Genomic DNA, 9786 nt, shown 5'->3' with positions numbered 1-9786 from the left:
TTTATACCTACAGCACAAACGGCGCATTTTTCGAAGCTCACTATCAGCATAACTTTGCGGGATCAATATTAAATAAAGTGCCATTTGTAAGGAAATTAAAACTCGAAGAAGTAATAGGCGCCAACTACTTAACCACAAAAGGCAACCCTAATTATAGGGAGTTCTATGTGGGCGTACAGCGCCTTATTTTCCGGGTTGATTATGGCATTTCCTATGCAGGCAATAAAAAATACCTGCAAGGATTCAGGATATTTTATGGAATACGCTAATGCGTAGTGAGTGGTTGATTGGGTGAGTAGTTAATTGGTTTAAAACCATTCACCAATCAACCATTTTACCATTCACCTCAAATTATTATCTTTGCAGCTCATTTAACACCGTTTGCAGCGGCATCAATGATTTATGGCAAAATACAACACACTACTTTACTATTGTTATTCAACAATAGCTGATGGCGAGCAATTTGCGGCCGATCATTTAAAATTTTGTAAATCTCTTGGGTTAACAGGGCGCATTATTGTGGCTAACGAGGGTTTGAACGGCACCGTATCCGGTTCTGCAGAATCTTGCAAAACCTATATGGACACCCTGCATGCCGATGAACGCTTTGCAGGTATTGATTTTAAGATAGACGATGTGGAAGAACCTTCGTTTGTTAAAATGCACTGCCGCTATAAATCAGAGATCGTCCACTCGGGCCTGCGCGATCCTAACATGATCAATCCGCAGAAACAAACCGGCAAACACCTGGAACCAAAAGAATTTTTGGCCATGAAAGACCGCGATGATGTGGTAATACTGGATGTGCGCTCTAACTATGAACACTCTTTAGGCAAATTCAAAAACGCCGTTACACTTGATATTGAAAATTTCCGCGATTTCCCGGCCATGATAAATGAGCTGGCCCAGTATAAAGACAAAAAGATATTGACCTACTGCACCGGCGGCATTAAATGCGAAAAGGCATCGGCCCTGTTACTGCACGAAGGTTTTAGCGATGTTTACCAGTTACATGGTGGTATTATCAAATACGGTAAAGAAACCGGGGGCGAAGATTTTGAAGGCAAATGTTACGTGTTTGATAACCGCCTTTCTGTTGATGTGAACAGCGTTAATCCGGTAGTAATATCTACATGTTTTAATTGCGGCACCATTACGCATAAAATGATAAACTGCGCCAACCCCGAGTGCAACGAGCATTTTACACAATGCGATGAGTGCGGCACAAAAATGGACGGCTGCTGCAGTGATGCTTGCCAATCGCACCCGCGTAAGCGTGTCTATGATGGCACCGGGTATTATGTGAAAGTTCCGCAACCGGTAAATACAGTTAAAAAAGGCGCTGTTCAACTTGCCGATTAGTTTGGCTAAAGCCAATGTTTAATACTGTCTATCCGTCCCATAAATGGGACGGCAATGAATGAAGACGATGTAATCTCATTGCCGTCGGCTAAAGCCGACGGACCACAGACCGGGACTTGGCTTCAGCCAAAATGTCCACTATTTATTCAATAGCAAATTGTATTTTCGTATAATTACAGCTGCACCGTTATACCCTTATGCGTAAACACTTTCTGTTTGCTTTTTTTATCTGCATAAACATATTGGCCAATGCGGCTGATATAAAAAGCATTGGTGTACCGTATGTTCAAAATTATACCAAGGCTCAGTATCAATCGGGTAATCAAAACTGGTCGGTAACGCGCGATGAGCATGGCATTATGTACTTTGGTAATGACGAAGGCCTGCTTTCGTTTGATGGTAAATACTGGCAGCTTAACCGTATGCCAAACGGGTTAATTGTGCGCTCTGTAGCGGCTGATGGGAAAGGCAAAATATATTCGGGCGGCTTTGGCGAATTCGGCTACTGGGAAAATGACCAGAAAGGCTTTCTTAAATACAAATCGCTTACACACCTTGTCCCCAAAAAAGATCAGCCTATAAAAGAAGAAACCTGGAAGATCTATGTAGATAAGGATAAGGTTATATTCCAGTCGTTCGGCTCAATTTACATCTATGCCAATGGCAAAATCAGCGTTGTAAAAGCGCCAAAACCATTCCTGTTCTTATTCAAAACCGGCACCCGGTATTTTGTTGAACAAGTTGATGCGGGCTTATTTGAGCTTAAGGATAATAAGCTCACCTATATAACAGGCAGTAATATATTAGGCAGCAGGGTTTTATCTATATTACCCTTTCAACAAAACAAATACCTTATTGGTACCGCCAAAAACGGACTGTTCATTTACGATGGCATCACCATAAACCCCTGGCAAAACCAAGCTAATGATTTTCTTAAAAACTACCAGTTAAACAATGGCGCCATAATACCGGGTAAGTACTTTGCGTACGGCACTATCTTAAATGGCATAGTTATCATAGATACCGCGGGTCACGTGATACAACACATCAATAAATCGAGTGGCTTACAAAATAACACCGTTTTAAGCCTTTATACCGATGCCGAGCAAAACCTTTGGGCGGGCCTGGATAACGGTATCGACCGTATAGAAGTAAACTCGCCCCTGTACTTTTATTTTGATAAAACAGGTCGTTTCGGCACTGTTTATTCCAGTATTATTTTTAATAATAAAATATACCTCGGTACAAATCAGGGCCTTTTTTATAGCGAATGGGTAACCCCCGGGACTAAACGGCTGTTTCAGTCCTTTGATTTTCAATTGATCCCGGGTTCACAAGGTCAGGTATGGGAACTTTCTTTACAGGATGGCAAACTGCTTTGCGGCCATAACGACGGTACCTTCCAGGTCAACGGCAGCTCCATCACTAAAATAACATCATTAAGCGGCGGTTGGACAATTAAAAAGTTTAATGCCGATCGCCTCATCCAGGGCACCTATACGGGCCTCATTATTTACCATAAAGATGCCGCAGGTAACTGGATATTTGAACATAAAGTAGAGGGCTTTACCGAGCCATCTCGCTATGTGGAGCAGGATAACAAAGGCCAGATATGGGTAAGCCACGCTTATAAAGGTATTTATAAGGTTATGTTAAGTGCGGATAACAAAAAGGTTGTATCACAAAAGTACTATGACAAGCGTTCGGGCCTGCCCGATAGTTATAACGTAGGGGTATTTAACCTGGATAACCGAATTGTTTTCTCATCAGATTCGGGCTTTTATGTTTATGATGACATTACCGACCGTTTTTACAAGTATCAGCAGCTGAATAAAAAGCTGCACACCTTTGCATCATCTAACAAAGTAATTGCCGCTATTGGCAAAAAGTATTGGTTTATAAACCACGGCCGCGTTGCCCTGGCAGATCTTTCGGTACCCGGCAAGCTTACTATTGATTCTAACCGGTTTAGCATGCTCAACGGGCAAATGGTACAAAATTATGAGAACATTAATCTCATTAACAACCAAATTTACCTGATCAGTGTTGATGATGGCTTTGTTATTTTAAACGACCAGGACGCGTTACAGCAACCTAATTTTAGATTGCCCCCCGTGCTTATACGCAAAGTGGAAAACATTACCGATAAAACATCCGCCCTAAGCGATATGAACAGCGATAATGTGGAGATCTCCATACCCTATAACCAAAATAATATCCGCATAGCTTATTCGCTGCCCTATTACAAACAATCGAATATTAAGTATCAGTACTATCTGGAAGGTTATTCCCGGCAGTGGAGCGATTGGAGTTCGCAAACCCAAAAAGAATTTACCAACCTTAACCAGGGTACTTATCACTTTAAAGTAAGGGCAAAAATTAACGACGAAAATGTATCCGTAGTAACAACATTTACATTTGAAATTTTACCCCCATGGTATGCCGGCAAATTTGCCATTGCCCTATATGTGCTATTATTGATACTGATCTATTATATTATCAGGTATTATTACCAGCTAAAATTAAAGCGCCACCGCCACGAGTTACAGGAAAAGCTACAACGCGAGAAAGAAGAGTTTGTGCGCCAGGAGGCTGTAGCCAACGAGCAGCATATTGTCACTATTAAAAACGAACAGTTACAGGCCGACCTGGCAAGCAAAAGCCGTGAGTTGGCCAACTCGGCTATGAACATTGTTTACAAGAACGAACTGCTTCAGAAAATAAGCGACGAAATCAACAATTTTAAAGATAGTACCGGCAAAAAGCTATCAGAAGATCAGTTGAAAAAAATACACAAGGTTATTGACGAAGGCATGAGCGATGACCGCGACTGGAACGTTTTTGAAAATAGCTTTAATGAGGCCCACGAGAACTTCTTTAAAAAACTAAAACATGGCCACCCAGACCTTGTGCCTAACGATCTGAAGCTGTGCGCTTATCTGCGCATGAATATGAGCAGTAAGGAAATGGCATCATTATTAAACATTTCTTTACGTGGGGTTGAAATACGCCGTTACAGGCTGCGTAAAAAGCTCAATTTAGAGCACGATAAGAACCTTGTGGAGTTTCTCATTGAGCTATAATACTACATCATTACCTCTCATAAGCACAAATTACAGCAGTCCCCTGTATACCTCCCTTGTAGTATGTAAGGCCTACACTATGATATTACAAAATATTGTATATCAGTTATTTATATTTCCTTCTTAAAATTTTTGAGAAAGTATTTTTCGTTTGATGTAATAATGTAGAGTTACATTATTTGTTAAAATTATTTTATCTGCACAATTTCGATTCTACAAAAACCAATTAACCCAGTACTTAAAAAATTATTAACCACTATGAAGAGAATTTACACAATCTCGGGGTTACTGCTATTGTTTACTTTTTTCACAACTGCTGTGTTGGCACAAAACCTAACCGTTAAGGGTAAGGTTACAGATGCTACCACCGGCGAAGCGCTTATTGGCGTAACAGTTGCCATAAAAGGTACAACAACAGGTACCCAAACCGATGTTAATGGCGCTTACACGTTAAACGCAGCATCAAACGCAACCCTGCAGGTATCCTATATAGGTTATGCTACGCAGGATATTGCAATAGCCGGCCAGGCCAATATTGATATCAAATTAAAAGCCAGCACCAACGAATTACAGGCAGTAGTTGTTGTTGGTTATGGCACCCAGCGCAAAATTGATGTTACCGGTTCGGTAGCTCAAATAAAAGGCGAGGAAATATCAAAACAATCATCTGTTAACCCTATCAGTTCGTTACAGGGCAAGGTAGCCGGCGTACAGATCACCAACTCTGGTGCACCCGGCGCATCGCCAACTGTACGTATCAGGGGAGCTGGTACCGTATATGGTAATGCCAACCCGCTTTATGTGGTTGATGGTGTTTGGAATGACGATATTAGCTTTTTAAACCCAAATGATATTGAAAATATCAGCGTTTTAAAAGATGCCTCTTCCGAAGCTATCTATGGTATCCGTGCTGCTAACGGCGTAATATTAATTACTACCAAAAAAGGCTCTAAAAATTCAAAAGCTACTATTAACTACGATGGTTTTGTAGGAAGCCAGACCATAAGCAACGAATTTAAAATGGCAACCGGGCCAGAGTATGGTGAATTAGTTAACGAGCTAAACGCCCAAAGTATTTACCCGGCTACCGGCACTGCACCTTTTCCAGATCCATCAAGCCTTGGTAACACCGATTGGACACGTCAGGTATTAAGGAATGCCCTAATTACAAACCACAATTTATCGATAAACGGTGGTAGCGAAAAATCAACTTACAACGTTTCTTTTGGTTATTTAAAACAAAACGGAACAGTTGAAACACAAAACTTTGACAGGTACACCTTAAGGATAAAAAACGATTTTGATGTTTCAAGTCATATAAAAGTTGGCTATACCATAGCCGGCTCAATGAATAATTCAAGGGATATCAATGGCGATATTTTCCACCAGATATATTCGGCCCTGCCAATTGTACCGGTACGCTATGCTGATGGCAGCTATGGCGACCCTAACGATTTTGGTGCTACAAGCTCTGCCCAATTTAACCCGCAGGTTACGCTTGATTATTTTAACCAACGTTCTAAAAACTATCGTGTTAACGGTTCTGCTTATGCCGAGTTAAAATTTGCCAAACATTTCACCTTCCGCACAAGCTTTGGCGGTGATTACGGCGATAACGAGGTAACAAATTATGCACCTGTTTACACGGCTACGTTTGCCCAGCGTAATACAACAAGCAAACTTACCGAAACCAATGGAAAGACCCGTAACTGGATCATTGAAAACACCTTAAACTACAACAATACCTTTGGCGATCATAACTTAACGGTATTATTAGGCCAGGGTGCACAATCATACAAGTTTAATCAAACCATCGCTTCGGCAGAGAATGTACCTGATAACGGCAATGGCTATTATTTAACTCAAGGGAATAACTTTTTTATCAAGGATATTGACCCCGGGGTTTATCCGTTGTACAGTACCGTATCTTCTTACTTTGCAAGGGTTAACTATTCCTACAAAAGCAGGTACCTGTTAAATGCCACAATACGTGCAGATGGATCTTCTAAGTTCTCAGGAAATGACAGATGGGGTTATTTCCCGTCAATAGGAGCAGGCTGGGTTATATCTGAAGAGGAATTCATGAAAGACCAGCACCTGTTTAATACTTTAAAATTACGCGGAAGCTGGGGTAAGGTTGGAAACATGGGCGTGCCGGCAAGCTTAGCTACAACTACCGTATCAAGCCCTGGGGGTTTTGTATATGTTGGCCCTGGTGGTTATACTGCTATTGGATCAAATGTGAATACACTTACCCCGCCTATAATTGCATGGGAAAAAGGCAGTAGTGTTGATATTGGTTTAGAAGCATCAATGTTAGATAACAGGTTATTTGCTGAAGTTACCTACTACGATAAGAAAACAGAAAACGGCATATTCGCTATTCCAATCCTGGCTTCGTTAGGTACAAGCGGAGGCTCAATTATCGGCAATTCTGCTACCTTCCAAAATAAAGGCTTCGAGGTAACTTTAAGCTGGAAAGACAAGATTGGTACAGATTTCACCTATAGTATAGGTGGTAACATTGGTATTAATAAGAACCAGGTGTTAGAGGTGGCGGCCGGCTCTACTGCAATTTATAAAGCAGTAAGTACTACAGGCACTAATAACTTTAATACACGCACCGTTGTTGGCCAGCCAATAGGCCAGTTCTATGGTTTGCAGGTTGCAGGTATATTCCAGACACAAGACGAAATTAACAATTACACCAAAGATAACTTACCAATACAGGCAACTGCCATACCGGGCGATTTTAAATATAAGGATGTAAATAACGACGGTACAATTGACGATAAAGACCGTGTTGTGCTGGGTAACCCTAACCCTAAATACACCTATGGGTTTAATACCTATTTTGCTTACAAAGCTTTTGATCTGAGCGCCGATTTCCAAGGTGTTGCAGGTGTTCAAATTTATAATGCAAACATCGGCAGCCGTTTTGGTAACGAAAACTTCAGTCAGGATTTTTACGATAACCGCTGGCACGGACCGGGTACCTCAAATACCTACCCATCTGCATTTATAGCAGGCGGCCAAAACAACCGTTCAAATTCATTCTATGTACAGGATGGCAGCTATTTCAGGATCAGGACCATGCAGTTGGGTTATTCTTTACCATCGGCAATAAGCAACAAATTAAAACTACAACGGGTTAGGATCTACGCCAATGCACAAAACGCGTTTAATTTCTTTAAATACAAAGGCTTTAATCCGGAAGTTGGCGGCGGCCCAACAGTGGCAGGTGTAGATGCAAATGTGTATCCGCTATATGCTACTTATAACCTGGGTGTTAATGTTACGTTTTAATCTTAATTATCTCAACAAATGAAAATTTATCAAAATATAACCGCTAAGAACGTAGCAATTATCGCTTTTGCTACTACTATGCTTTTTACAGGTTGTAAAAAAAGCTTTTTAGACGTACCCCCACAGGGAGCCCCCGCGGAAACGGTATTCTGGAAAACCGGCGATGATGCAACAAAGGCTGTAAACTCTATTTACGCCAATTTACGCGGATGGACAGAGGTCTCTTTTGCCCCTATTGCAATAGAAAGCCTTGGATCTGATGAAACCGAAACCGGAAGCGACGCGACCGATGGTTCTGTACCTGCTATGAACATGTACAATAGCTTTACAGCTACTTCTACACAAGGTTTCATAGCCGATTTTTGGATAGGCAGGTACCAAACCGTAAACCTTTGTAACCAGGTGTTAGATAACATCCCTGCTATAGAAATGGATGGCGCTTTAAAAACACGCTACCTGGCCGAAGCAAAGTTTGTAAGGGCTTATGCCTATTTTAGATTGGTTCGCGCCTTTGGCGATGTGCCTTTACGTTTACACCTTCCAAAGGATGCAAGTGAGTTTAACATTCCGCGTAATCCTAAAGCAGAAGTTTATGCCGCAATTGAGCAAGATCTTAATGATGCTGCTGCTGCTCTACCCCCGTCCTATTCCGGTAATGATATAGGCCGCGCAACCAAAGGCGCAGCTTTGGCATTACATGCTAAAGTTGCGATGTATCAGAAAAAATGGGCGGATGTTTTAGCTTTAACCAACCAGGTTAAGGGCTTAGGCTATTCTCTATTCCCTAATTACGAACAATCGTTTAGGACAAATAATGAAAACAACTCCGAATCGGTGTTTGAAATCCAGGCCGAGCTTGTTCCGGGGAACCCTGATGCATCAAACTCACAATATTCACAGGTGCAGGGTGTAAGGAGCGTAGTTGGAGGTGGCTGGGGCTTTAATATCCCAACCCAAAGCCTTGCTGATGCATTTGAGACAGGTGACCCGCGCAGGGATGCAACGATCATCTTCAGAGGTGAAACAACTCCGGAGGGCGACGCTATTCCTAACAGTGTTCCAAATGCTATGTATAACCAAAAATCGTATGTACCGTTTAGCATGTATCAAAGTGGGTTTAATGAAGGCTGTCAGCAAAACATCCGTGTTATACGCTACGCCGAAGTATTGCTAATGAACGCTGAAGCTGCTAATGAGTTAGGTGATGCTGCCACTGCTATCGCTTCTCTTGAATTAGTTAGGGCAAGGGCAAGGGGCGGCAACAATGCTATCCTGCCAAAAGTAACCACTACTGATAAAGATGCTTTACGTACGGCTATCTGGAACGAAAGACGCGTGGAACTTGCTATGGAGTTTGACCGTTATTTCGATGTTATCCGACAGGGCCGTGCGCAGGCAATATTTGGCCCTATGGGTTGGAAACCAAACAAAAATGAATTGTGGCCTATCCCCGATGCAGAAGTTCAGCTAAGTGGTGGCATTTTAGTTCAAAACCCAGGCTATAATTAATTTTAATAATTACCGAGATGAAAAAATTAAATCTATATATAATGGCAGCTGCACTTATTAGTACGGCCTTGTCATCATGCCAAAAAAAGTATGACCCATCAACTTATGCCCCACCGCTAAATATTGGTGGTTACACCAGCGCAAGCGAGGTGGCTAAAGAAAGCCTGATAGGTTATTGGTCGTACAACAACACCTTAATTGATAGCGTATCAAACACTGCGGCAACAAATACAGGTACAACTTTTACACTTGGCGTTAAAGGCCAGGCAATACAGGGCGCTACAGATGCATACTTAACGGTTGATCCATCGGCTGCGGTTAAAAGCATGAAAAGCTTTACAGTGATGACCTGGGTAAACTCCCCTCAAAATACCGATGGTATTGTTGGCCTGGTTGACCTTTCAAACACCAAAAGTTTTTGGGGTAACCTGACCATCTTTTTTGAGAATGGAGCTACAGCAACAAGCGGTAACTTAAAAATCCATGTTATGAACGGTACAAAAGAAGCATGGCTGGGTAATTATGC

Annotated in this window: 5 protein-coding genes and 1 pseudogene; all 6 read left to right on the top strand. The window is 41.8% G+C overall.

Features of this window, described 5'->3' with window-relative positions:
• A partial coding sequence (locus JWQ85_RS05565) for a DUF5686 family protein (RefSeq protein WP_299465193.1) occupies positions 1 to 269 on the top strand: 269 nt, incomplete at its 5' end.
• A gap of 133 nt (positions 270 to 402) precedes the next feature.
• A complete protein-coding gene (locus tag JWQ85_RS05560) occupies positions 403 to 1362 on the top strand; it encodes a rhodanese-related sulfurtransferase (protein ID WP_299465191.1) in 960 nt (319 codons plus the stop codon).
• Between the two features lie 197 nt (positions 1363 to 1559).
• Complete coding sequence (locus JWQ85_RS05555) at positions 1560 to 4445, top strand: triple tyrosine motif-containing protein (protein WP_299465189.1); 2886 nt, start codon at positions 1560 to 1562, stop codon at positions 4443 to 4445.
• Positions 4446 to 4703: 258 nt separating this feature from the next.
• Positions 4704 to 7751: a TonB-dependent receptor gene (locus tag JWQ85_RS05550; RefSeq protein WP_299465187.1), complete on the top strand. Its 3048-nt coding sequence runs from the start codon at positions 4704 to 4706 to the stop codon at positions 7749 to 7751.
• An 18-nt stretch (positions 7752 to 7769) separates the two neighbouring features.
• Positions 7770 to 9260, top strand: a complete 1491-nt coding sequence (locus tag JWQ85_RS05545) for a RagB/SusD family nutrient uptake outer membrane protein (protein ID WP_299465186.1) — start codon at positions 7770 to 7772, stop codon at positions 9258 to 9260.
• A 41-nt stretch (positions 9261 to 9301) separates the two neighbouring features.
• Positions 9302 to 9786 (top strand): annotated as a pseudogene (locus JWQ85_RS05540) (LamG domain-containing protein); the annotation flags it as partial.

This window comes from Mucilaginibacter sp., assembly GCF_028288105.1.
GTDB lineage: Bacteria > Bacteroidota > Bacteroidia > Sphingobacteriales > Sphingobacteriaceae > Mucilaginibacter.
Note: the sequence above shows the minus strand (reverse complement) of the source record. Positions and strands in the feature narration are given on the sequence as shown.

Excerpts from the sequence above, each read along its gene's own strand:
- JWQ85_RS05550 (WP_299465187.1), top strand. The coding sequence starts at position 4,704 with ATGAAGAGAATTTACACAATCTCGGGGTTACTGCTATTGTTTACTTTT.
- JWQ85_RS05545 (WP_299465186.1), top strand. The coding sequence starts at position 7,770 with ATGAAAATTTATCAAAATATAACCGCTAAGAACGTAGCAATTATCGCT.
- JWQ85_RS05555 (WP_299465189.1), top strand. The coding sequence starts at position 1,560 with ATGCGTAAACACTTTCTGTTTGCTTTTTTTATCTGCATAAACATATTG.
- JWQ85_RS05560 (WP_299465191.1), top strand. The coding sequence starts at position 403 with ATGGCAAAATACAACACACTACTTTACTATTGTTATTCAACAATAGCT.